The organism is Aeromonas sp. SrichE-2G (genome assembly GCF_017939565.1).
In the GTDB taxonomy this organism is placed as follows: domain Bacteria; phylum Pseudomonadota; class Gammaproteobacteria; order Enterobacterales; family Aeromonadaceae; genus Aeromonas; species Aeromonas taiwanensis.
Map to the genome: position 1 here is coordinate 1,244,955 of NZ_JAGKRG010000004.1, position 21,032 is coordinate 1,265,986.

The following is a 21,032-nucleotide window of genomic DNA, read 5'->3' on the forward strand; positions in this document are numbered from 1 at the left end:
GCCATGATAACGTTCTCAAGGCGTCCTCTACTGTTAATCTTGTTTATATTTGGTTATTGTTCGCCCACTCAACAGTGCTTCTTAATAACAAACATTTCAGATCACACATAGTTGTTATACTCTGACCGGGAGCGCTGGGGGGACTCCCGAACGCTTGGTTGCTGCGGAACAGGGCGAAGTGAAACAGTAATAAAAAAGCAGTGTGAGGTAGACATGCATCATAACGACAGAATATTTGATCCTCATTTTTTGTCTAAAGTTGGCCCTGGCAAAAAGATCACTGTTCCGGTTTCCTTTATTCAGGATCTGACTCAGGCTGCATCCCTTCAAGATGTGTTGAATGTGATGGCCAATTGGATTTTCCATATTTTCTCGGCCGAGAGAGCCAGCATCACCATCAAGGAGAGCGAGACCTCATTGCGGCTCTATGCCGTGATGGGCAACAACGCCATTCCCATGGAATCCCTGGTCCCGGTGGAGGGCACCATGGTGGGAAGGGTATTCTCTTCCGGCATGCTGGCGATCTGTGATGACTTGACGGCATCCAGCGATCAGGACTGTGTCATCCTGTCCCGGCACGGCATGGGGTGCTGCATGGATGCCCCCATGATCCAGGGAACCAGATGCATCGGTACCCTGAATGTCGCGCACCATGAGAAGGCCCATTACACCGTCGAGGACGCGATCATATTGCAGTGCCTGGCAAACTGGCTGGCCCTCAATATCCAGCTGCACCTTCAGGTGACGGAGATGGAGCATCAGGCATCCACCGATTACCTCACGGATACTGCCAATCGTCGCGCCTTCATGAACGAGGGGGAGCGCAGGTTGATATTGTCCCGATTGACGGATATACCGCTCGCCGTCGGGATACTGGATCTGGATCACTTCAAGAGTCTGAACGACAAATATGGTCACGATGCGGGGGATCATGCCCTCAAAGAGGTCGCCAGTGTCGTCAAAAGAAATATGCGGTCAGAGGATATGTTTGCCCGTATTGGCGGGGAAGAATTTGCCATTATCGTCACGGGCAGTCACCCCGATAATAATCTGGCCATCTTCGACAATATTCGTGCTGTCATCGAATCCCAGGTCATCGAGTACGGCGGAGAAATCATCAAACTGACGGCCAGTATCGGCTTTTCTTCCCTGTCTCATCAGGACTCGGATCTCAGCGCCATTCTCAAGCGTGCCGACAGCGCACTCTATGCCGCGAAGCGAAATGGCCGCAACAGGGTGGAGTGCCATCTCTAGCCAGGCCTGACGCCCGGGAACACAGTCCCGGGCGCTCCATCCCGGGCGGTGCGAGATCGCCACATCGATTGTCATCAGGGCGCCTGCGGGCGCCTTTTCTATGGCGGCCATCGACAATCCCGGTTTGGCGCAGGGGAGTGGCTTGGGCATAATGGCGCCCCAATACGGATGCCCTGGCCTTGCGACATGCGAGGAGGGCACAAGGCAACAGCGCAGAGGAGATGAGATGAAATTTATCGGAGCCCACGTCAGTGCGGCCGGCGGGGTGGAGAACACCATCGCCCGTGCCCAGGCTATCGGGGCCAACGCCTTCGCCCTGTTTACCAAGAACCAGCGCCAGTGGCAGGCGGCACCGTTGTCAGAGGCCAGCATTCGCGCCTTCAAGCTGGCCTGCGAGAAGGGAGGCTTTCGCCCCGAGCAGATCCTGCCCCACGACAGCTACCTCATCAACCTGGGTCACCCGGATCCCGACGCTCTGGCCAAGTCCCGGGATGCCTTCCTGGACGAAATGAAGCGCTGCGAGCAGCTCGGGCTCTGCTACCTCAACTTTCACCCCGGCAGCCACCTGAAGCAGATCCCCGAGGCCGCGAGCCTCAAGCTCGTGAGCGAGTCCATCAACTGGGCGCTGGAGCGAAGCGAAGGGGTGACGGCGGTGATCGAGAACACCGCCGGCCAGGGCACCAACCTCGGCTGGTCGTTCGAGCACCTGGCCACCCTGATCGAGGGGGTGGAGGACAAGAGCCGGGTTGGCGTCTGCTTCGACACCTGTCACGCCTTCGCCGCCGGCTACGATCTGCGCACCCCTGAGTCCTGCGCCGCAGTGTTCGAGGACTTCGACCGCATCGTGGGCTTTGACTACCTGAAGGGGATGCATATCAACGGCGCCAAGTGTACCTTCGGTAGCCGGGTCGATCGCCACCACAGCCTGCGGGAGGGCAATCTCGGAGAGGCGGTGTTCCACCACATCATGAACGACGACCGTTTCAACGGTATCCCGCTGATCCTCGAAACCATAGACGAAACTATCTGGGGAGAGGAGATAAGCTGGCTGCGCAGTCTGCAGGGCGCCCAGGCCATTGCCTGACGTCTTGTTTGCGTTGCCAGGCCGGGGTCGACGTCCATCCACAGAGGAGTGAGGAGGCAAGATGCAGGAAGAGGGAAGGGCGCCGCTGCGCTGGGGAATTGCCGGGGCGGGGGCCATCGCACGGCGTTTTTGCCGCGACGTCAACTTGCACGCCAGGAGCGCTGAGGTGGTGGCGATCGCCGCCCGGGATCAGCAGCGGGCCGACGAGTTCGCCCATGAACTGGGGCTGCCCCTTGCCTATGGCAGCTATCAGGCACTGGCCGAGAGCCCCGAGGTGGAGGCCGTCTATGTGGCAGTGATCCACCCCGAGCATGCCCACCTGATCAGGCAGATGCTGCTAGCGGGCAAGCACGTGCTGGTGGAGAAGCCGGCGGTGACCCGGGTGGCGGAGTGGGATGCTTTGGTGGCGCTTGCCCATGAACGCGGCCTCTTGCTGCTGGAAGCCATGAAGGTGATGTGCTTCCCCGCCATGCGCGCCCTGCTGCAACGCCTGCCGCTGCTGCCGGCCCCCCACCGTCTTTGCGCGGCCTTCGGTTCGGCTCAGCCGCCGGTCGGCAAGTTGTTCGATCCGGCGCTGGATGGTGGCGCCGCCTGGGATGTGGGGGTCTATCCGCTCTGGCTCTATGCCGTCTTCTGCGAGCGGCTGGGGCTGGCCTGCGGCACTCCTGAGGTCACCCTGGTGCGGGCCCCGGGAGAGGTGGACTTGACGGCCCGCTTCACCTTCGACACCCCCTTCCAGGCGGAGCTTGGCGCCTCCATCACCGAGGATCTCGACCGGGATGCCTGGCTGGAGGGGGAGGGCTGGTCCCTGCTCATCGAGGGCAAGTGGTGGAATCCCCAGCACATTCGCTGGCAGGGGGAGAAGGCGCCGGCCGCCTGGCCGGCAGATATCTACCTGCCGGTGGAGGGGGGCGGCATGCAACACGAGGCGGATCACTTCGCCGACTGCCTGCGCCACCGGCTGCTGGACTCCCCCTGGCTGCCCCACGCCCTGACGCGGCGGGTGCTGGGCTGGGTCGAGGCCGGGCTCAAGGAGAAGGGGTGAAGTCAGGCACCTGGCCGGCATTACCACGCAAAAAGAGAGGGCGCACCGGCGCCCTCTCTTTTTTGTATCCGCCATCGGGGATCAGGGGAGGGACTGGGCGCGGCAGAAGGCGAGGAAGCGGCGCAGGGCCGCGGAGTGAAACTTCTGTCTGTGCCAGGCGAGGGAGAGCTGGCGGGGGAAGCGGCGGTTCGGGGTGAGGGCCACCAGACGGCCTTGCTGCAGCCGATCGGAAACTGCGAGGCGGGAGACGAAGGAGATGCCGAGCCCCTTCTCCACCGCCAGCATCACCGCCTCCAGGGTGTTGAGCTCGATCCCCGCTCGCCAGCGCGGCAGCCCGGGCTGGATCTGTTGCTCGAACTGTTCGCGGCTGCCGGATTGAGGCTCGCGCAGCACCCAGGTCTCGTCGGCGAGGCGTTGAAGCGGCAGCTCTGCCTCGCCAGCCAGGGGGTGGTGGGGCGGGGCGATGATCAGCATCTCGTCTTCGAGCCAGGGCTCGCTCACCAGCTCCGGGTGGTGGTTCTCCCCCTCGATGAGCGCCAGATCCAGCTCGAAGTGGGCCAGGGCGTGGCACAGCAGGTGGGTGTTGGCGATGGTGACCCTGGGGGCGGCGCCCTGATCCCCGGCGCCGCCGGCCAGCAGGCTGGGCAACAGGTAGTTGCCTATGGTTTGGCTGGCTCCCAAGCGCAACTGGCCGCTGGGCTCGGCATCCGGGCTGAACAGCTGCTCAATCTCCTGCATCCGGGTCAGCATCTCCTCGGCGGCCGGTTGCAGCAGCCGCCCCTCGCTGTTGAGCTGTAGCCTGGGGTGTACCCGATCGAACAGCGGGGTACCGAGCTGGCGCTCCAGCTCCTGCAACGCCTGGGAGACGGCCCCCTTGCTGAGACAGAGCTCGTTGGCCGCCTGCCCCAGGTTGCCGTGGCGGGCGATGGTGGCGAACACCTTGAGTTGCTGGAGGGTGAGCTTCATGTTGTTTGGTTTTCCTAAACGTGTAATTCAATTCATTTAGATATCGTAAACGACAAGCCCTCTTTATCCTATGGTCATCGTCACCAAACAAGAGGGTATCCGAGATGATCGCACGCACCCGTCGTTCTCTGGGCCAGGCCCCGACCCCCATGGCCGGACTGGCACTCGGGATCGCCAGCCTTGGCTGGGCCTGGGAAAATGCCGGCCAGTTCGATGGCCGTCTGCAGTTGCTGGGGGCCGCCATCGCCACCGTACTGCTGCTGATCCTCACCTTCAAGTTCCTGCTGCACCCGCGCCTGCTGTGGCAGGATCTCGCCCACCCCGTGGTGGGCAGCGTGGTGCCCACCTATGCCATGGGGACCATGGTGGTTTCCAAGGCGGTCGGTCTGCTGGCTCCGACCCTGGGCCAGGGGCTCTGGTTGTTTGCGGTGATCATTCACCTGGTGTTCCTCGCTACCTTCGTCTGGCACAGGGCCAAGGCGTTTGAAATTCACCACATGGTGCCGAGCTGGTTCGTGCCGCCGGTGGGGATCATCGTCGCCGACGTCGCCTACCCGGGTGGCCCCTTCGCCGCCCTGGCACAGGGCCTGCTCTGGTTTGGCATGGCCTGCTACGCCCTGATGCTGCCGCTGATGCTCTATCGCCTCATCTTCAGCCACGAAGTGCCGGACGCCGCCAAGCCGACCATTGCCATCCTGGCGGCCCCTGCCAGCCTCTCTCTGGCCGGTTACCTGACCGTGAGCCCGGATCCGTCGCTGCTGCTGGTGGCCGTGCTGCTCGGGATTGCGGTGCTGATGACCGGCATCATCTACCTGGCCTTCATCAAGTTGCTGCGCCTGCCTTTTTCACCGGGTTATGCCGCCTTCACCTTCCCGCTGGTGATCGGCGCCACCGCCCTGTTCAAGGTGAGTCAGCTGCTGTCGCAGTGGCCAGAGGCTGCCGACTACGCCTGGCAGCTCCATCAGCTGGCCTATCTGGAACTGGGAGTGGCGACCCTGGTGGTGGGTTACGTGTCGCTGCGCTACCTGATGTTCTTCCTGCCCCCGGGTCAGACCGGTGTGCTGGAGGTGCCCGCACGCCGCTGATGCCACGCCCTTGCCTCTGTTACGGACCCCGCCTTGCGGGGTTCGTCGCATGCCACACACAGGGGCGGGGAGGGGAAGGCAGATGGGGTAAATGAGGCGGCTGTCAATCCGTGATCCCGCTTAAATACTTGTCCATACAGGTGACATTCAGTTGGCGTTAACTGGTAATACCTGTCAGGATGGCCGCCATTATCCCACCTCTATCTATTGCCCAATTTTCATGTCCTCATCTGATCCCGTTTTTGACGCCCGTTTCCAGACCCGCCTGTTGCATCCCCGTTACTGGCTGAGCTGGCTCGCCCTCGGCGCCATCGGTGTGCTTGCCTTCGTGCCTCCGCGCTGGCGGGATCGTCTGGCCGATGCCCTGGCCCCCCTGGTGTGCGCCATCTCGAAGAAGCAGATCTACATCGCCAGGACCAACCTCGCCATCTGCTTCAAGGACAAGAGCGAGGCCGAGCGGGAGGCGATTCTGATGACCTCCATCCGGGTCGGCCTCAAGAGCCTGCTGGGCTTTGGCGAATTCACCTGGCGCAGTCCCGCCCACGTGATGGGGCGGATCCAGGTCAGTGGCTGGGAACATATCGAGGCGGAGCAGGCCGCCGGTCGGCCGGTGATCCTGGTGGTGCCCCACAGCTGGCCCATCGACGCGGCAGGCTACTACTTCGCCCAGCGGGGCCTGCCCATGTGCACCATGATGAAGAGCGCTCGCAACCCGGTGTTCGACTGGCACATCAATGGCGCACGGGCCCGGCACGGCTGCCGCGTCTACGAGCGCAGCGCCGGCATCAAGCCGGTGATCAAGGCCGTCAAGTCGGGCCTGAGCTTCTTCTATCTGCCGGATCAGGATCACGGCCGCGAGGCGAGCCTGTTCGCCCCCTTCTTCAACCACCCCAAAGCGACGTTGCCGGCCCTGCCACGGCTGGTGAAGCTGACCGGCGCCCGGGCGCTGCCGGTGCTGGCCTGCTACGACGAGGCGGCGCACGGCTACCGGCTGGAGATAGAGGCCCCCTACGCCGATTACCCGAGCGAGGATCTGCTGGCGGACACCTGCCGCATGAACGACAGCGTGGAGCGCCAGCTGCGCCGACACCCCGGCCAGTACATGTGGTTCCTCAAGATCTTCGACACCCGGGAGGACCAGGTGGGCCCGGATGGTCTCTACGAAGAGGGGATCCGGCGCATTCGCCGGGGCCTGGCTCCTCACCCCTGAGCGCCCTTCAAAGGTGGTCCCATGCGGACCACTTTTTTTTTCTAACTAGTCTGATCAGTGACTTGGCGTCAGGGCCCGACGCAGGGCAGGGTAGAAAAAAATGTCAGGATCACTAAAATAACGGTCTGTTTCGATGATTCGATGGCGACCATGTCCGCACAAGACCCGGTGTTTGACACCTCCTTTCATCTTCGCCTGCTGCACCCCCGTCTGTGGGGCAGCTGGCTGGCGATAGCCCTGCTCTCCCTGCTGGCCTGGATCCCGGCCAGAGTCCGGGACAAACTGGCCAACGCCCTGGCGCCCACCCTGCTGCGGTTCTCCAGAAAGCAGGCCTACATTGCCGATACCAACCTCAGGATCTGTTTTCCCGAGCTCGATGAGGCGGGTCGTCAGGCCCTGCTGCTGAAATCGATCCGGGTCGGTCTCAAGACCTTCATGGGGTTTGGCGAGCTGACCTGGCGAAGCCCCGCCTTCCTCAAGGGGCGCATCAAGGTGCGGGGCTGGGAACATGTGGAGGCCGAGCGCGCAGCCGGTCGTCCCATGATCTTCGTGGTGCCCCACACCTGGGCGGTGGACATGATAGGCCGCTTCATCACCGACGAGGGGGTGCCCCTGTGCACCATGATGAAGAGCCCCAAGGATCTGGTGTTCGACTGGTACATCAACCGCGAGCGCAGCAAGGGGGGCAGGGTGTACGAGCGCAGCGTCGGCATCAAGCCCGCCATCAAGGCCCTGCGCAGTGGCGACAGCTTCTTCTACTTGCCGGATCAGGATCATGGCCGCGAGGCGAGCGTCTTCGTGCCCTTCTTCGGCCACCCCAAGGCGACCCTGCCGGCCCTGCCCAAGCTGGTGAAGCTGACCGGTGCCAGGGCCGTGCCGATCCTCGCCTGCTATGACGAGGACGAGGGCTGCTACCGGATGGAGATTGAACCGCCGTTCGATCCCTATCCCACGGCGGACCTGGAGGCGGACGTCAACCTCATGAACCGCATGGTGGAGCTGCAACTGACCCGCTTCCCCGAGCAGTACATGTGGTTTCTCAAGATCTTCGAGACCCAGGAGGATAACCTGGGGAAAGATGGTCTCTACGAGGAGGGGATCCGCCGCATCCGCCAGGGGTTGCCCCCCGAGCCTTGATCGACACGGCCCGTCTGCGGGCCGTTTTTATTGACCTGATGGCGCTGGCACCGCATGCTCCGGTTGCAGAGATGACCATGGCGGTCAGGGGACAAACAGAGGCAACTATGCCATGAAGAGGGTGACAGGGCGTTAATGAAAATTCCGAATCGAATCCAGCCCCTGGTTGATGACGGCCTGGTGGACGAGGTCATCAGCCGGTTGATGAGCGGCAAGGAGGCCGACGTCTACGTGGTGCGCTGCGGGGACGAGATCCGCTGCGCCAAGGTCTACAAGGAGGCCTCCAAGCGCAGCTTCAAGCAGGCGGTGGTCTACCAGGAGGGACGCCGGGTGCGCAACAGTCGCAACGCCAGGGCCATGGAGAAGGGCTCCAAGTACGGTCGCCAGCAGCATGAGGAGGTGTGGCAGAACACCGAGGTGGATGCCCTGTTCAAGCTGGCCGCCGCCGGCGTGCGGGTGCCCAGACCCCATGTCTGTCTGGATGGCGTGCTGCTGATGGAGCTGGTGACCGATGCAGACGGCAACGTGGCTCCCCGTCTCAACGACGTGGCGCTCACCCGGGAGCAGGCGCTCATCGACCATGGCAAGGTGATCCGCTACGTGGTGCGCATGCTCTGCGCCGGCCTCATTCACGGGGACCTCTCGGAGTTCAACGTGCTGGTGGACGCACAGGGCCCGGTCATCATCGACCTGCCCCAGGTGGTGGACGCTGCCGCCAACAACCAGGCGAAGGCCATGCTGGAGCGGGACGTCAACAACATGCGCAACTACTACGGCATGTATGCGCCCGAGCTGCTCAAGACCCGCTACGCCAGGGAGATGTGGGCCCTGTTCGAAGATGGCAAGCTGGGCCCCGAGACCGAGCTCACCGGCCTGTTCGAGGAGAGCCGGGAGGCCGTCGATCTGGACGGGGTGCTGCACGAGATAGAGAGCGCCCAGGCCGAGGCCATGGCTCGCCGGGCCAGGCAGCAGGCGGAGCAGGAGGAAGGGTTCTGATACGAGTCTGAGGCGTCCCTTGTCTCAGGCCTTCCGTATGAGAGGGCCGGCCATCTTGGAGCCGCAAGGGTATTGAGCACAGAACCAGAAGAGGGGCCGTCATGGCCCCTCTTCTGGTTGGCGCTGTGCCCGGCCGGGGTCGATTAACGAGGCGGATCAGCAAACTTGCCGACAAGGGCGCCGTGCCACCACGAACACCAGGGTGCACAAGGCCATCGGCACCATGAAATCCAGAATGCTCCCGAGATCCCAGACCCTGGGATCGAATCCGCCCCACCAGGGCATGTTGATCCGCCGCCCCTCTCCCAGCAGGGCTATCCAGCGGTATTCTGCCTGCGTCTGCTCCCGTGCGATAAACCAGATGCACCCCACGAGGCCGCCGTATCCCCAGTGCCCAAGACGGTATCCGATCAGCGCCTGGATAAAGAGCGCTGCGCCGGCGTGATAGAGGGGAGATAAATCCATAGACAGTCCTGGGTGGTCACCAAAAGAGCCCGTAGTCTGCCCTGTTTGACCCGCTTGTGCCAATGGCACAGCAGAGCCTGCTGGCTGACCTCAGTCGAGAGAGGCCGTGGCGGCCAGTCGGCCTCGCTCAGGTTTGGCGCCTGGCGAGGGGAATGCCGTGGGCGGGATGCCGGGAAGCGGCGCATCACCAGGCCCCACGGCACGAGCGAGGGCTGAGGGGCACCTCCATTGAGTCAAAAGAGCGCCATGGGCGCTCTTTTGCTTTTCAGCGGCGGGGACTAGATCCCGGCCAGGGGCGGCGCCTGGAGGCGGGGGCCGGCATAGCCCTGCACCTCGCCAAAGCGCGGATCGCCGCGCTCCCAGTCGGCGGCGGCGGTGCGAATGGCCTCACGGTCGAAGCTCACGAAGTTCCACCAGATCTGCAGCGGCTGGGTCAGGGGCTCGCCTCCGATGAGCAGCAGGCGGGCACCCGGGCTGAGCTCGACCGCCACCTCCCGGTTGCCCGGCGGCAGATAGAGCAGCTGTTCCGGCTCGAGCGCGTCCCCTGCGATGCTCGCTTGCCCTTGCAGCGGGAAGAGACCGTGCTCGAAGGCGGGGTTCAGGGTCAGGGTGAGCCGTCCCCCCGCGGGGGCGTGCAGATCCAGTCCCAGGATGGGGGAGAAGTGCAGGGTGGGCGCGCTACATCCCCCGTGCTCGCCGATGAGCAGGGTCAGGGTGATCTCCCCCTCCTGCCAGCGGGGGAGCCTGGGGTAGTGGTCGAAGCGGGGGCTGGTATGCTGATCCTCCTCCGGCAGCGCTATCCAGAGCTGGGCGGCATGCAGATCGGGCTGGTTCGGGAGGGACTCCTCGGTATGGGCGATACCGCGCCCGGCAGTCATCAGGTTGACCTGGCCGGGGCGGATCACCTGTTCGCTGCCAAGGCTGTCCCGGTGCAGGATCTCCCCCTCCAGCATCCAGGTGAAGGTCTGCAGGGCGATATGGGGGTGGGGGCCCACGTTGAGCCCCGGGGCGCCGGGTGCGAAGCGGGTCGGTCCGATATGGTCGAGAAAGCACCAGGGCCCTATGGTGCGCCGCTCCTTGACCGGGATGGCCCGGGCAACCGGGATGCCGCCCACGTCGGTGAGGCGGGAAGAAATGCGTTGCCACTCATGTGTCATGGGGTGCTCCTTGTGTGGGGAAAGGAAGAAGATAGCCGCTCTGGCGGTCCATCGCCGCAACGCTTCTGACTGGCGACGACGCAGCACAGGCGGCGATGAGCTGACCACAAGGCTACTATGCACCAATCCCGCGCCGGATGGCAGGCGAAGGCCTCCTGGCCGGGCAATTGCGGCAAGGCACTGTATGAACGTACAATAGTCCCATTCCAGCCTTGAGCCCGACAGCCTGCATGACCGAGATCCAGCCCCCCTCCGTGACTCCACCCGCCGATGGCTTCATCCTGACCCGTCATGGCCGGGACGTACACGGCCGCACCGAAATCGTGATGTGGCTCTGGAGCGAGCAGGGGCCGGTGCGGCTGGTGGTGCCTGGGCAGGAGCCGGTCTTCTTCCTGCCGGAGCGCCATCTGGAGGAGGCGGCCGAGCTCTTCAAGGGGGCCGGAGTGAGGGGGCGTTTTCGCCGCCTGCCCATGCACACCTTCGAGGGCTGCAAGGTGGTGGGCTGCTACTTTGCCACCCTGAGCGCCTTCCACCGCGCCATCGAGCTGCTGCTCATCCGTGGTCTGGAGCACTTCGAGGCGGACATCCGGCTGCCGGAGCGTTTCCTGATGGAGCGCTTCATCACTGCCGGGGTGCGCTTTGGCGGCAAGGCGAGGCGCAAGGGAGGCAGGCAGGGTTACTGGGAGGTGAGCGAGGCGCGCTGCGCCCCCCAAACCGTGACGCCGACCCTCTCCTGGGTCTCCCTCGACGTGGAGTGCGCCATGGACGGGGCCCTCTTCTCGGTGGGGCTCTACAGCCCCGAGGATGCGCGGGTCATCATGATTGGTGCCCCGGAGGCGGACAGCGACAGCTGGGGCACCCGGGTCGAGTGGGTGGCGGATGAGAACGCCCTGCTGGGGGCTCTGGAGAGCTGGTTCCAGCGGCACGATCCCGATCTCGTCATCGGCTGGAACGTGGTCAACTTCGACTTTCGCCTGCTGCTGCGCCGTGCCGAGCTCTACAAACGGCGGCTGCGGCTCGGGCGGGGGCGCGAGCTCTGCTTCTGGCGATCCTCCCGTGGCGATCCCCAGACTGGCAACGTCATCATCCCCGGGCGCATGGTGCTGGACGGCATCGACACCCTGAAAAGCGCCACCTGGCAGTTCCCGAGCTACAGCCTGGATGCGGTGGCGAGCGAACTGCTCGGGCGTGGCAAGGATATCGAGGACGTGGCGAACCGGGGGGAGAAGATCACCGAGCTGTTCCACTCCGACAAGGAGGCGCTGGCCCGCTACAACCTTGAAGACTGCAAGTTGGTGTGGGAGATCTTCGACTACTGCCACCTCATCCCCTTTGCCATCGAGCGGGCCTCCCTCACCGGCCTCGAGCTCGACCGGGTAGGGGGCTCGGTGGCGGCCTTCACCAACCTCTATCTGCCACGGCTCCATCGCGGCGGCTACGTGGCCCCCAACCTGCCTGCCGACGGGGGTCTCGCGAGCCCGGGTGGCTATGTGATGGACTCCAAGCCGGGGCTTTATCGCCACGTGCTGGTGCTCGACTTCAAGAGTCTGTATCCCAGCATCATCCGCACCTTCTGCATCGATCCCATGGGGCTGGTGGAGGGGTTGCAGGATCCCGTGCACGCCATTCCGGGGTTTCGCGGCGCCCTGTTCTCCCGCACCCGCCACTTCCTGCCGGATCTCATCGCGACCCTCTGGGCGGCGCGGGACAGGGCCAAGGCGGCCGGCAACAAGGCGCTCTCCCAGGCCATCAAGATCATCATGAACTCCTTCTATGGGGTGCTGGGCTCGGGGGGCTGCCGCTTCTACGATCCGCGCCTCGCCTCCTCCATCACCTTGCGCGGTCACGGCATCATGCAGCAGACCCGGGAGTGGATAGAGGGAGAGGGGTATGAGGTGATCTATGGCGACACCGATTCCACCTTCGTGCATCTGGCGGGGCATACCAGCCCAGAGCAGGCGGACGAGATTGGCCAGCATCTCGCGAGGATGATCAACGACAACTGGACGGCATTGATCAGGCGGGAGTTCGACCTGCCGAGCCATCTCGAGATCCAGTACGAGACCCACTACCGCCGCTTCCTGATGCCCACCATTCGCGGACTGGAGAAGGGGAGCAAGAAGCGTTACGCCGGCCTGGTTGGAAAACAGGATGAGGGGCGAGGGGAGGAAGAACATCTGGTGTTCAAGGGGCTGGAATCGGTGCGCACCGACTGGACGCCCCTTGCCAAGGCGTTCCAGACCCGGCTCTACGAGATGGTGTTTCACGACCAGGATCCCAGCGGCTATGTGCGCACCATGGTGGACGAGACCCGGGCCGGCCGGCACGACGATCTGCTGGTCTATCGCAAGCGGCTGCGCCAGAAGCTCGAGGAGTACCAGAAGAACGTGCCGCCCCATGTGCGGGCGGCGCGCCTGGCCGACGAGGAGAACCTGCGCCGCGGTCAACCCCAGCGCTACCAGCACAGGGGCACCATCGCCTACCTGGTCACCTTGAACGGGCCGGAGCCGCTGGAATACAGGCGCAGCGCCATCGACTACGAGCACTATATCGACAAGCAGTTAAAGCCGATTGCGGATGCCATCCTGCCCTTTATCGGCGAGTCGTTCGAGCGGATCTGCGGTCAGCAGCTGGATCTCTTCTGACGGCCAGGGGGGAAACAGGCTGGCCAGTGGCTGGCCACCTTTGCCGCCATGGTGTCTCTTGATGAAATACGGGCTTCGCTGTGGGGAAGGGGGCAATGCAAAAAGCCCGCTCAGAGAGCGGGCTTTTCATAAAATGGTGCGTCCTAGTGGATTCGAACCACCGACCCCCACCATGTCAAGGTGATGCTCTAACCAGCTGAGCTAAGGACGCAGGGTGCGCAAGGCGACTTTGTGCTTCGTTGCAATGAAGTGGTGGGTTTAATTGGATTCGAACCAACGACCCCTACCATGTCAAGGTAGTGCTCTAACCAACTGAGCTATAAACCCACATCAAATTCACATCTGCAATCTATTCAAACTGTTATGGTGCGTCCTAGTGGATTCGAACCACCGACCCCCACCATGTCAAGGTGATGCTCTAACCAGCTGAGCTAAGGACGCATAACAGGATTTCGTGATGGTGCGTCCTAGTGGATTCGAACCACCGACCCCCACCATGTCAAGGTGGTGCTCTAACCAGCTGAGCTAAGGACGCATCACGAAAAGTGGTGGGTTTAATTGGATTCGAACCAACGACCCCTACCATGTCAAGGTAGTGCTCTAACCAACTGAGCTATAAACCCACTTCATAAACCGGATTGAAAACCCGTTTTATCCCGCCAGCATTGCTGGCGTGGTCGGCATACTACCCATGGCCCCCAGGGCTGTCAACAAGGGACACGCACAAAGGAGACTGTTTGCCCAGTTCTTGCGCAGCCTGTTGATTTTACAGGCGAGCTTGCCACCGGGCAGGGTTACTTTGACTGCTATTGCGCCCGGGAAAGGGCGGTGCAGGCTGCGGGGCTCGCGAAGCGGCCATAGATGACGCGAAGCCGCGCTCCCAGCATCAGGGCGGCACTGGTCAACCCGACGATGAAGCCGACCCAGAAGCCCTGGGGCCCCATGCGCGGCACCACCCAGTCGGTCAGTCCCAGGATCATGCCGGTAGGCAGTCCCATGCCCCAGTAGGCGACGATGGTGACGTAGAAGATGGCCTGGGTGTCCTTGTAGCCGCGAAGGGCGGCGGCCGCGACCACCTGCACCGAGTCGGAGATCTGGTAGATGGCGGCGAAGAAGAGCAGGGTGGCGGCGAGGCCGATTACCTGCAGATCGTCGGTGTAGATCCCCGCGATGGGCTCGCGCAGCAGCACGGTGAGGGCGGCGGTGGCAGCGGCCACCCCCATGCCCAGCATCAGGCCGGTGCGGGCGGCGACCCTGGCCTGATCCGGCTGGCCTTCCCCTATGTTGTGACCGACCCGGATGGTCACGCCGACACCAATGGACAGCGGCAGCATAAAGACCAGGCTGGAGAAGTTGAGCGCTATCTGGTGGCTCGCCACCGTCTCCGCGCCAAAGGGCGCCAGCATCAGGGCCACCACGGTAAACAGGGTCACCTCGCAGAAGATGGCCATGGCGATGGGAAACCCTAAGCGGAACAGGCGCCAGATCCGGCTGCCGTTGGGGCGCGCAAGCTGGGCGAAGAGGTTGATCTTCTGGAAGTGGGACGAGAACTTCACATAGAGGATCATCGCCAGCAGCATGGCCCAGAGCACGATGGCGGTGGCCACGCCACAGCCGACCCCGCCGAGTTTCGGCATGCCGAAGTGGCCGTGGATGAAGATGTAGTTCGCGGGGATGTTGACCGCGAGGCCGACGAAGCCGATCACCATGGTCGGCATGGTGTGGGAGAGCCCCTCGCTGAAGTTGCGCAGCACCTGGAACAGCACGAAGGCGGGCAGCCCCCACAGGATGGCGTGCAGGTAGCCGGCGGTCTTGGCCGCCATGACGGGATCCACGTCCATGAACTGGAGCGCCAGGGGGCTGAAGTAGAGCGCTACCATGGCGATGGGCGTCACCATCAGTGCCAGCCAGAAGCCCTGATGCACGGCGGGGCGCACCTCGTCTTGTTTGCGGGCGCCGTTGAGCTGGGAGACGATGGGAGTGAGGGCCATGATGATGCCCTGCACCAGCAGGATGACCGGCAGCCAGAAGCTGGAAGCCACCGATACGGCGGCCAGATCCACGGCGCTCACCTGTCCCGCCATCACGGTATCGACGAAGTTCATGGCGATCTGGGCCACCTGGGCCACCAGTATGGGGCTGGCTAGACGAATAAGCTGCCTCGCCTCGGACCAATAACGTTGCACTGACACCTCCGAGTGGATCAGATAAAAGAGAAAGAGCGGGTAAGAGAGATGGGCTTTTGCCTCCTCGTCCTGAGGAGACAAAATGCGGGGGTGTCATTCTAGCCTGAAAAACCGCCAACGGGGAAGGTCGGCGGCGTAGTTTGACCCGGTGATCAGGCGTCCTCGTGATCGCTGATCAGCAGGTTGGCCGCGGCATAGGCGGCCTGCTCGCGCAGATCCGCCGGTACCCGCTCGTCGGAGGCCACGGCGTTGAGCGCCCGGATGGTGGCAGCGATGGCATGGGGCACATAGCCCTGTTCACCGGAGCCAATCTGGTTGTAGGCGATGCGAATGGCTTCACAGCATTGATATACCTGCATTTTTATTTCCTCGTTAAGCCTGGATTGAATGGGGTCACTATAGCGATCGCGCTCGTTCTTGTCAGCCGGCAGCCTTGTCTTGCACGGTGGCGAGGGGTAACCTGCCGACAAATTTGTCACAGTGTGGAGAGACACATGTTCACCGGCATAGTACAGGGGACCGCCGAACTGGTGGCCATCGAGGCGAAACCCAACTTTCGCACCCATGTGATCCGCATGCCGAGTCCGGCCTGGGGCGAGGGGCTGGCGCTCGGGGCCTCCGTGGCCCACAACGGCTGTTGCCTCACCGTCACCCGGGTGGAGGGGGATCTGGTCAGCTTCGATCTGATGCAGGAGACACTGCGCCTCACCAACCTCGGGGAGCTGGTGGTCGGGGACAAGGTCAATGTGGAGCGGGCCGCCCGCTTTGGCGACGAGATTGGTGGTCACGCCATGTCCGGCCACATCATGGGCACGGCGCAGGTGACCTCGGTCATCGACACCCCCAACAACCGCCAGGTGTGGTATCGCCTCGCCCCCGAACTCATGAAATACGTGCTGACCAAGGGGTATATCGGCATCGACGGCATCAGCCTGACCGTGGGTGAGGTACGTGGCAACGAGTTCTGCGTCAACCTGATCCCCGAGACCCTGGCCCGCACCAACCTCGGCTGGGTCAAGGCCGGCTGGCAGACCAACATCGAGATCGATCCCCAAACCCAGGCCATCGTCGACACGGTGGAGCGGGTGCTGGCGGCACGCCAATAAGCGCCGGACACGGCCGCCGAGGCTGTTGCTGCGCACAGGAGAGCGGGACCCATTGGGTCCCGCTTTGTCTTTCTCTATCCCGCGATAGGGTGACTCAGAACATCTGCTCGTCGTCGGCATCCACGAAGAGTTGCAGGCAGTCACGGGCTTCGTCCCTGTGCAGCCGCAGGTGGATGGGGTTGCAGCAGGCCATGCAATCCTCGTAGAACTCCTGATCCCCCTGGCTGGCATCCAGCTCGACCCGGGTGTGATGGCCGCAGTGGGGGCAGACGATGCGCTTGCTGGTGTACTCGATCATGGTGACCTCCTCGGGCCCTTGGGCCGCCTTTCTCCCCTGATTCTAGTTGGGTCGCGTGGCCTTGACCGCGAGCAAGCGCACGTTTATGACCCTGATCAAGGGAGAGGCGAGGTCACCCACGGATGAGGTCGACGGCTCAGGCACCAGGGTACCGTTTTGGGGCTCACCAGACCCAGCTGGCCAGCATCTCGGCGTCCAGCTCGGCAAGGGAGCGCAGCTCGTGGTTGGCGATGGCCAATACGCGGATCACCCGACCCATCTGGCCAGCATCTCGGCGTCCAGCTCGGCAAGGGAGCACAGCTCGTGGTTGGCGATGGCCAGGCGGGGATCGCCGACCAGGGCCGGGTCCGGCACGATCAGCGCCGTCATGGAGGCGGCCTTGGCGGCCAGCAGCCCGGTGAAGCTGTCCTCGATGGCGAGACAGTGCACCGGGTCCACACCCAGCTTCTCGGCGGCGTGGATGTAGACATCCGGGTGGGGCTTGCCAAAGCGCTCCACCTCGGCGGAGTGCACCGCCATGAAGCGATCCTGGATGCCCAGCTTGCCGAGGACGGCGTCCACCATGGCGAAGGGGGAGGAGGTGGCAAGCCCGATCTTGAGGCCCTGCGCCTCGATAAGGTCGAGGGCCTCCAGCACGCCGGCCTTGGGCTCGCCTTCCGCCAGAATGAGGGTGATCACCTGATCCAGGATGCGCTGTACCACCTCGTCCTGGCTGGGACCGCTCCAGGGGCGCAGTCGATACCAGTGGGCCACCAGCTGATCGATGCGCACCCCTATGGTGGAGTTGCAGTCCTCTTCCGTGTGGGGGTGACCCAACTCGGAGAACACGGCCATCTGGGCCCGTTGCCAAAAGGGTTCCGAGTCGATCAGAACGCCATCCATATCGAAGATCACGGCAGCTAACATCTTGTACTCCTGACAGAGGTGAAGGGGGGATTATACGGCAGGCGCCTCAATGGAAAAGGGGCAGTCGCCTGCCCCTTGCGCCAGATCATGCCGATAAGCGTTTGTGTTGTGCGCCGATGCAACGGGATCAGAAGAGGACCTCGACCCGGGCGGCAACCGCCTTGGCCTGTTCCACCGCTTCAGTGCAATCCTGGCCGCGGGCCAGGGCTACCCCGAGGCGACGGCGACCGGCGATCTCCGGTTTGCCGAACAGGCGCAACTGGGCACCCGGCACCAGAGCCAGCGCCTCACCGACACCCTGATAGCGAATGTCCTGGCTGTGGCCGTCCCGCAGTACCACGGCGGAGGCGCTTGGCCCGAACGTGGTGATGGTGCCGATGGGCAACCCCAGGATGGCGCGCACGTGCAGGGCGAACTCGGAGAGATCCTGGGAGATCAGGGTCACCATGCCGGTGTCGTGGGGACGGGGGGAGACTTCGCTGAACCACACCTCGTCACCCCTGATGAAGAGCTCGACCCCGAACAGACCGTAGCCGCCAAGGGCTTCGACCACCTTGGCCGCCACCTCCTTGGCGCGAGCCAGGGCCAGCTCGCTCATCGCCTGGGGCTGCCAGGATTCGCGGTAGTCGCCATCCTCCTGACGATGGCCGATGGGATCGCAGAAGTGGATGCCGTCCACGGCACGCACCGTGAGCAGGGTGATCTCGTACTCGAAGGGCACGAAGCCTTCGACGATCACCTTACCGCGACCGGCGCGACCCCCCTCCTGGGCATAGGTCCAGCTCTCGTCCAGTTTGGCGAGATCGCGCAGCAGGCTCTGGCCCTTGCCGGACGAGCTCATCACCGGCTTCACCACGCAGGGCAGGCCGATCGCCTCGACGGCGGCGACGAACTCCTCCCTGCTCTGGGCGAAGCGGTAGGTGGAGGTGGGCAGCCCCAGGGTTTCGGCGGCGAGGCGGCGGATCCCCTCCCGGTTCATGGTGAGCTGGGTGGCACGGGCGTTCGGCACCACCCTGACCCCCTCCTGCTCCAGGGCAGCCAGGGTATCGGTGGCAATGGCCTCAATCTCGGGGATGATGAGGTCGGGTTGGATCTCGGCCACCAGGGCGCGCAGGGCGGCGCCGTCCAGCATGTCCAGCACGCGGGCCTGGTGCGCCACCTGCATGGCGGGGGCGTTGGGGTAGCGGTCGGCGGCGATCACCTCGATGCCGAGCCGTTGCAATTCGATGGCGACTTCCTTGCCGAGTTCGCCGGAGCCGAGCAGCAGGGCACAGGTGGCGCCGGGGCGGGTGGCGGTTCCAAACATGTTATCTCTCCTGAGGTCGAGGATCAGCGGGGCTGATCCGGGTGAGCAAAAAAAGAGGCACGCATGGCGTACCTCAGGAAACGGGTTTGGTGGCGCGCTGCTCCAGATGGGTCAGCAGCGTGATGGCACCGATGATGATGGCGGCACCCAGCCACAATCGGCCGGGAGGCGCCCAGCCGAACACCAGCCAGCCGGCCAGCACGTTCATGGGCAGCTTGGCAAAGTCGAAGGGCTGCACGAAGGAGGCCTCCGCCACGCTGTAAGCGCGGGCGATGGACATCTGGGCCAGGGCCGACAGCACGCCGGAGGCGGCCACCAGCAGCCACTGCGCCTGGGTGGGCCACTGCCACTCGGGGAGCGCCAGCATGGCGTTGAACGGGGTGCTGAAGATGAGCAGGTAGACGACGATGGTATGGGACGATTCGCTCGCCGCCTGATAGCGCACCAGCAGGGAGTAGCCGGCCCAGAACAGGGCCGCCGCCACCGGCAACAAGGAGGCCCAGCTGAAGTCGTCGGTCCAGGGCGCCAGGATCAGCATGGCGCCGACAAACCCCGCCAGGGTCGCGAGAATGCGGGCCCGGCTCACCTGCTCTTTGAGAAAGAGGGCCGACCCCAGGGTGGCGAACAGCGGCGAGGTCATCAAGAGCGCGATCCCCTGCCAGATGGGGACGGGCACTGCCAGTGCCCAGAGCCAGAACTGAATGCCGACCACGGCCAGGGCGACCCGCAGCAGGTGCAGCCGCAGCTGGTTCGTCATCAGGGACTGGCGCAGGCCGTGGCGAACGAGCCAGGGCAGCAGGCAGATCAGGGCAATCAGGTACTGGTGGAAGGCGACCTGGGTCGAGGGGAGGCCGAGACTGAAGCTGACATACTGGCTCAGGCTGTTGACGGCGGCAAAGCAGAGGCCTGCCACCATCATCCAGACGGCGCCGGCAAAGGGGGAGTGCCTGCGGGAGGAGGTCATGGGATCCGGGTCACTTAAAAAAAGTGCGGCGGATCATAACGGCAATCGTTTGCCCTGCCAAGGGCGGAGCGCTCGCTGAGTACCGTCGTTTGCCCTGGGGGGCCTGAACATCAAAAATTTTGAATAACTTGAGCATCTATTTTCGCTATCAGGCTTGAACCTCAATCTTTATAGTGACCTCCATCGACAGCCTGGCTGTTCAATTGACAATCAAATGGAGTATCACCATGGCCAATATCCTCGTACTCAAGTCCAGCATCCTGGGCCAGTATTCCCAATCCAACGCCCTGATCGACGGCTATCTGGCCGATCGCCAGGGTGACACCATCAAGGTGCGCGATCTGGCGACCCTGAACCTGCCGGTACTGGACGGCGAGCTGGCCATGGGCCTGCGCGGCGGCGAGAACCTCAACGAGCGTCAGCTGGCCGTGCTGGCCCAGTCCGACGAGCTGGTTGCCGAGCTCAAGGCGAGCGACCTGGTGATCATCGCGGCCCCCATGTACAACTTCAACATCCCGACCCAGCTGAAGAACTGGATTGACCTGGTGGCCCGTGCCGGCGTGACCTTCCGTTACACCGAGACCGGCCCGGTGGGCCTGGTGGAGAATACCCGCGCCCTGGTGGTCAGCCCCCGTGGCGGCATGCACGTAGGCAACGCCACCGATCTGGTGACCCCCTACATGCGCACCGTGCTGGGCTTCATCGGCATCAACGAGGTGGACTTCATCTACGCCGAAGGCATGGGCATGGGTCCGGAGGCGCAAGCCAAGGGGATCGAGCAGGCCAAGGATCAGCTGGAAAGCCTGGCTTACTGATGCCTTGACGGGGAAAGCCCCGGACAGCCTGAAACAACAACGCAGCCCTCGGGCTGCGTTGTTTTTTTGTCTGGATACTGAACGGGCTGATCACCAGAGGGCGAATCGTCAGTCCTGCAGGAAGTGGCGGCAACCGCTGCCGATCACCAGGCAGACCGCCACCAGGGAGCCCAGCAGCAGGGTCGTCAGCCACTGTTCGGCGCTGTCAGGCAATTGGGGGGAGAAGAGGCTGATCATCAGCAGGATGCTGAGGGTGATCAGGCTGGTCGAACGGGTCAGGCGCATCATGGGTCATCCTTGGCTGCTGGCGTGAACGGAAGGCTAACCGCGGTCTGTGACAGCAAGATGTATCCATACGCCTTGCCGTGGGTTCGTTGACCGGGTAGCCATCACCATAGCATTTTTTG

The 21,032-nt window shown here is 63.5% G+C and carries 20 protein-coding genes and 5 tRNA genes; 10 read left to right on the forward strand and 15 right to left on the reverse strand.

All coding sequences use genetic code 11. The annotated features are described in order from the left end of the window. Window positions 1-213: 213 nt before the first annotated feature. From J9885_RS07575 to J9885_RS07585, 3 genes are all read left to right on the forward strand, one after another. Entirely contained in the window at window positions 214-1,254 is a 1,041-nt protein-coding gene (locus J9885_RS07575) for a sensor domain-containing diguanylate cyclase (protein WP_210548623.1), read from the forward strand. A gap of 226 nt (window positions 1,255-1,480) precedes the next feature. Then, window positions 1,481-2,338 carry a deoxyribonuclease IV gene (gene nfo, locus J9885_RS07580; protein WP_210548624.1) on the forward strand — a complete coding sequence of 286 codons (858 nt, stop codon included), beginning with the start codon at window positions 1,481-1,483 and terminating at the stop codon, window positions 2,336-2,338. A 61-nt stretch (window positions 2,339-2,399) separates the two neighbouring features. Further along, complete coding sequence (locus J9885_RS07585) at window positions 2,400-3,383, forward strand: Gfo/Idh/MocA family oxidoreductase (protein WP_210548625.1); 984 nt, start codon at window positions 2,400-2,402, stop codon at window positions 3,381-3,383. 81 nt (window positions 3,384-3,464) lie between these two features. Here the strand turns inward: J9885_RS07585 and J9885_RS07590 are convergent, their stop codons facing one another. Further along, entirely contained in the window at window positions 3,465-4,349 is an 885-nt protein-coding gene (locus tag J9885_RS07590; protein WP_210548626.1) for a LysR substrate-binding domain-containing protein, read from the reverse strand. A gap of 104 nt (window positions 4,350-4,453) precedes the next feature. Between J9885_RS07590 and J9885_RS07595 the strand changes: the two genes are divergently transcribed. The 4 genes from J9885_RS07595 (at window position 4,454) to J9885_RS07610 (ending at window position 8,777) form a co-directional block, all read left to right on the forward strand. After that, the gene (locus tag J9885_RS07595; protein WP_210548627.1) at window positions 4,454-5,434 is read left to right on the forward strand and encodes a TDT family transporter; all 981 of its coding nucleotides are present in this window, start codon (window positions 4,454-4,456) and stop codon (window positions 5,432-5,434) included. 220 nt (window positions 5,435-5,654) lie between these two features. Then, window positions 5,655-6,644 (forward strand): lipid A biosynthesis (KDO)2-(lauroyl)-lipid IVA acyltransferase, encoded by a 990-nt coding sequence (locus J9885_RS07600; protein ID WP_210548628.1) that lies wholly within the window; start codon window positions 5,655-5,657, stop codon window positions 6,642-6,644. Window positions 6,645-6,785: 141 nt separating this feature from the next. Then, window positions 6,786-7,781: a lauroyl-Kdo(2)-lipid IV(A) myristoyltransferase gene (locus J9885_RS07605; RefSeq protein WP_210548629.1), complete on the forward strand. Its 996-nt coding sequence runs from the start codon at window positions 6,786-6,788 to the stop codon at window positions 7,779-7,781. Between the two features lie 135 nt (window positions 7,782-7,916). Next, window positions 7,917-8,777 carry a PA4780 family RIO1-like protein kinase gene (locus J9885_RS07610; RefSeq protein ID WP_043760776.1) on the forward strand — a complete coding sequence of 287 codons (861 nt, stop codon included), beginning with the start codon at window positions 7,917-7,919 and terminating at the stop codon, window positions 8,775-8,777. A 156-nt stretch (window positions 8,778-8,933) separates the two neighbouring features. Here J9885_RS07610 and J9885_RS07615 read toward each other — a convergent pair whose 3' ends face one another. After that, window positions 8,934-9,242, reverse strand: a complete 309-nt coding sequence (locus J9885_RS07615; RefSeq protein WP_210548630.1) for a hypothetical protein — start codon at window positions 9,240-9,242, stop codon at window positions 8,934-8,936. 278 nt (window positions 9,243-9,520) lie between these two features. Further along, entirely contained in the window at window positions 9,521-10,399 is an 879-nt protein-coding gene (locus tag J9885_RS07620; protein ID WP_210548631.1) for a pirin family protein, read from the reverse strand. 230 nt (window positions 10,400-10,629) lie between these two features. Between J9885_RS07620 and J9885_RS07625 the strand changes: the two genes are divergently transcribed. After that, the gene (locus tag J9885_RS07625; protein ID WP_210548632.1) at window positions 10,630-13,044 is read left to right on the forward strand and encodes a DNA polymerase II; all 2,415 of its coding nucleotides are present in this window, start codon (window positions 10,630-10,632) and stop codon (window positions 13,042-13,044) included. Between the two features lie 134 nt (window positions 13,045-13,178). Here J9885_RS07625 and J9885_RS07630 read toward each other — a convergent pair. From J9885_RS07630 to J9885_RS07660, 7 genes are all read right to left on the reverse strand, one after another. After that, window positions 13,179-13,255 (reverse strand) — tRNA-Val (locus J9885_RS07630). A 39-nt stretch (window positions 13,256-13,294) separates the two neighbouring features. After that, window positions 13,295-13,371: transfer RNA gene (locus J9885_RS07635), tRNA-Val, on the reverse strand. Window positions 13,372-13,408: 37 nt separating this feature from the next. Beyond that, window positions 13,409-13,485 (reverse strand) — tRNA-Val (locus tag J9885_RS07640). A gap of 17 nt (window positions 13,486-13,502) precedes the next feature. Further along, window positions 13,503-13,579: transfer RNA gene (locus J9885_RS07645), tRNA-Val, on the reverse strand. 11 nt (window positions 13,580-13,590) lie between these two features. Continuing rightward, window positions 13,591-13,667: transfer RNA gene (locus J9885_RS07650), tRNA-Val, on the reverse strand. Window positions 13,668-13,850: 183 nt separating this feature from the next. Further along, window positions 13,851-15,230, reverse strand: a complete 1,380-nt coding sequence (locus tag J9885_RS07655) for an MATE family efflux transporter (RefSeq protein ID WP_210548633.1) — start codon at window positions 15,228-15,230, stop codon at window positions 13,851-13,853. A 152-nt stretch (window positions 15,231-15,382) separates the two neighbouring features. Continuing rightward, window positions 15,383-15,589 (reverse strand): YaeP family protein, encoded by a 207-nt coding sequence (locus J9885_RS07660; protein WP_043760763.1) that lies wholly within the window; start codon window positions 15,587-15,589, stop codon window positions 15,383-15,385. Between the two features lie 135 nt (window positions 15,590-15,724). Between J9885_RS07660 and J9885_RS07665 the strand changes: the two genes are divergently transcribed. After that, window positions 15,725-16,336: a riboflavin synthase subunit alpha gene (locus tag J9885_RS07665; protein WP_210548634.1), complete on the forward strand. Its 612-nt coding sequence runs from the start codon at window positions 15,725-15,727 to the stop codon at window positions 16,334-16,336. 94 nt (window positions 16,337-16,430) lie between these two features. Here J9885_RS07665 and J9885_RS07670 read toward each other — a convergent pair whose 3' ends face one another. The 4 genes from J9885_RS07670 to J9885_RS07685 form a co-directional block, all read right to left on the reverse strand. Next, a complete protein-coding gene (locus J9885_RS07670) occupies window positions 16,431-16,634 on the reverse strand; it encodes a CPXCG motif-containing cysteine-rich protein (protein WP_005301298.1) in 204 nt (67 codons plus the stop codon). Window positions 16,635-16,880: 246 nt separating this feature from the next. Beyond that, complete coding sequence (hxpB, locus tag J9885_RS07675) at window positions 16,881-17,540, reverse strand: hexitol phosphatase HxpB (RefSeq protein ID WP_210548635.1); 660 nt, start codon at window positions 17,538-17,540, stop codon at window positions 16,881-16,883. Between the two features lie 127 nt (window positions 17,541-17,667). Continuing rightward, window positions 17,668-18,846, reverse strand: a complete 1,179-nt coding sequence (gene purT / locus J9885_RS07680; RefSeq protein ID WP_210548636.1) for a formate-dependent phosphoribosylglycinamide formyltransferase — start codon at window positions 18,844-18,846, stop codon at window positions 17,668-17,670. 73 nt (window positions 18,847-18,919) lie between these two features. After that, a complete protein-coding gene (locus J9885_RS07685; RefSeq protein ID WP_134695791.1) occupies window positions 18,920-19,810 on the reverse strand; it encodes a DMT family transporter in 891 nt (296 codons plus the stop codon). Between the two features lie 227 nt (window positions 19,811-20,037). On the opposite strand from J9885_RS07685, the gene J9885_RS07690 reads away from it, so the two are divergent. Continuing rightward, a complete protein-coding gene (locus J9885_RS07690; protein ID WP_210548637.1) occupies window positions 20,038-20,625 on the forward strand; it encodes an FMN-dependent NADH-azoreductase in 588 nt (195 codons plus the stop codon). A gap of 108 nt (window positions 20,626-20,733) precedes the next feature. Here the strand turns inward: J9885_RS07690 and J9885_RS07695 are convergent, their stop codons facing one another. Continuing rightward, window positions 20,734-20,913 carry a hypothetical protein gene (locus tag J9885_RS07695; RefSeq protein WP_043760749.1) on the reverse strand — a complete coding sequence of 60 codons (180 nt, stop codon included), beginning with the start codon at window positions 20,911-20,913 and terminating at the stop codon, window positions 20,734-20,736. Window positions 20,914-21,032: the final 119 nt, after the last annotated feature.

Excerpts from the sequence above, each read along its gene's own strand:
- J9885_RS07575 (WP_210548623.1), top strand. The coding sequence starts at position 214 with ATGCATCATAACGACAGAATATTTGATCCTCATTTTTTGTCTAAAGTT.
- nfo (WP_210548624.1), top strand. The coding sequence starts at position 1,481 with ATGAAATTTATCGGAGCCCACGTCAGTGCGGCCGGCGGGGTGGAGAAC.
- J9885_RS07585 (WP_210548625.1), top strand. The coding sequence starts at position 2,400 with ATGCAGGAAGAGGGAAGGGCGCCGCTGCGCTGGGGAATTGCCGGGGCG.
- J9885_RS07590 (WP_210548626.1), bottom strand. The coding sequence starts at position 4,349 with ATGAAGCTCACCCTCCAGCAACTCAAGGTGTTCGCCACCATCGCCCGC.
- J9885_RS07595 (WP_210548627.1), top strand. The coding sequence starts at position 4,454 with ATGATCGCACGCACCCGTCGTTCTCTGGGCCAGGCCCCGACCCCCATG.
- J9885_RS07600 (WP_210548628.1), top strand. The coding sequence starts at position 5,655 with ATGTCCTCATCTGATCCCGTTTTTGACGCCCGTTTCCAGACCCGCCTG.
- J9885_RS07605 (WP_210548629.1), top strand. The coding sequence starts at position 6,786 with ATGGCGACCATGTCCGCACAAGACCCGGTGTTTGACACCTCCTTTCAT.
- J9885_RS07610 (WP_043760776.1), top strand. The coding sequence starts at position 7,917 with ATGAAAATTCCGAATCGAATCCAGCCCCTGGTTGATGACGGCCTGGTG.
- J9885_RS07615 (WP_210548630.1), bottom strand. The coding sequence starts at position 9,242 with ATGGATTTATCTCCCCTCTATCACGCCGGCGCAGCGCTCTTTATCCAG.
- J9885_RS07620 (WP_210548631.1), bottom strand. The coding sequence starts at position 10,399 with ATGACACATGAGTGGCAACGCATTTCTTCCCGCCTCACCGACGTGGGC.
- J9885_RS07625 (WP_210548632.1), top strand. The coding sequence starts at position 10,630 with ATGACCGAGATCCAGCCCCCCTCCGTGACTCCACCCGCCGATGGCTTC.
- J9885_RS07660 (WP_043760763.1), bottom strand. The coding sequence starts at position 15,589 with ATGCAGGTATATCAATGCTGTGAAGCCATTCGCATCGCCTACAACCAG.
- J9885_RS07665 (WP_210548634.1), top strand. The coding sequence starts at position 15,725 with ATGTTCACCGGCATAGTACAGGGGACCGCCGAACTGGTGGCCATCGAG.
- J9885_RS07670 (WP_005301298.1), bottom strand. The coding sequence starts at position 16,634 with ATGATCGAGTACACCAGCAAGCGCATCGTCTGCCCCCACTGCGGCCAT.
- hxpB (WP_210548635.1), bottom strand. The coding sequence starts at position 17,540 with ATGTTAGCTGCCGTGATCTTCGATATGGATGGCGTTCTGATCGACTCG.
- purT (WP_210548636.1), bottom strand. The coding sequence starts at position 18,846 with ATGTTTGGAACCGCCACCCGCCCCGGCGCCACCTGTGCCCTGCTGCTC.
- J9885_RS07685 (WP_134695791.1), bottom strand. The coding sequence starts at position 19,810 with ATGACCTCCTCCCGCAGGCACTCCCCCTTTGCCGGCGCCGTCTGGATG.
- J9885_RS07690 (WP_210548637.1), top strand. The coding sequence starts at position 20,038 with ATGGCCAATATCCTCGTACTCAAGTCCAGCATCCTGGGCCAGTATTCC.
- J9885_RS07695 (WP_043760749.1), bottom strand. The coding sequence starts at position 20,913 with ATGATGCGCCTGACCCGTTCGACCAGCCTGATCACCCTCAGCATCCTG.